1 protein-coding gene and 1 pseudogene are annotated in these 730 nt (G+C 69.0%); one reads left to right on the forward strand and one right to left on the reverse strand.

Annotation, left to right across the window (positions count from 1 at the left end; translation table 11 throughout):
• A pseudogene (locus IG54_RS38940) lies at window positions 1-264 on the reverse strand (hypothetical protein); the annotation flags it as partial.
• Between the two features lie 182 nt (window positions 265-446).
• Here IG54_RS38940 and IG54_RS41090 point away from each other — a divergent pair.
• The coding region (locus IG54_RS41090; protein ID WP_234336491.1) for a helix-turn-helix domain-containing protein at window positions 447-730 on the forward strand (284 nt) is incomplete at its 3' end.

The following is a 730-nucleotide window of genomic DNA, read 5'->3' on the forward strand; positions in this document are numbered from 1 at the left end:
GTCGAGGATGATCGTGTGGACGCCGATGTCGACGAGCTTGCTGGGCGCGAGCCCCAGCCCCTCGCCCCGGTGCCGCATCGCGGTCAGCAGGTAGGCGTACCCCTGATCGAGAACCCGGGCTGCCATGAACGAGTCGTACGGGTAGTCGCGCACGAGCAGCCCGACCTGCTTGTCCCACAAACCGCTCGATACGACCTCCCGAGCGGAGCGGACCGGGCAGCTTATCGGGTCCGTGGCCAGAGGAGCTGCAACAGCCGTTGCCATGATGCCTCCGATGGACGTGCCCCGTGGTTCGGGGCGCTGCACCCAGCACACCGCACCGCCTCCTCCTACGGTGATCGCCAGCCATGTCGTGCAAGGGCTTTGCACGTCGTGCAAACAGCCTCGACCGCGGCAAGAACCGTTCGTACCGTGGAGGGCCCCGGTCGTGCGGCGTGGGAGGACCTGTGCCCGTTGACCCGTTCTGGAGCACCCCCAAGGCACGCGAGTTAGCGGAGCAGCGGCGCGCCGGCGCGCTCATCCGTCTCGGCCGTGAACACCTCTCCTGGACCCTTGCCGCCCTCGGCGACCGGATCGGCTGCGCACCCGCAACAATCTCCCGGCTGGAGCGGCGCCGCAGGGTCGTCGACCTGGACCTGGTCCACCGCGCCGCGCAAGAGGTCGGCGTTCCGCCACACATCCTGATGACTTCCCTGGCGCCACCCGCCCCGAAGGTGCCGACGGCCACTAG

The organism is Streptomyces sp. NRRL S-920 (assembly GCF_000717945.1).
Lineage (GTDB): Bacteria > Actinomycetota > Actinomycetes > Streptomycetales > Streptomycetaceae > Streptomyces > Streptomyces alboniger.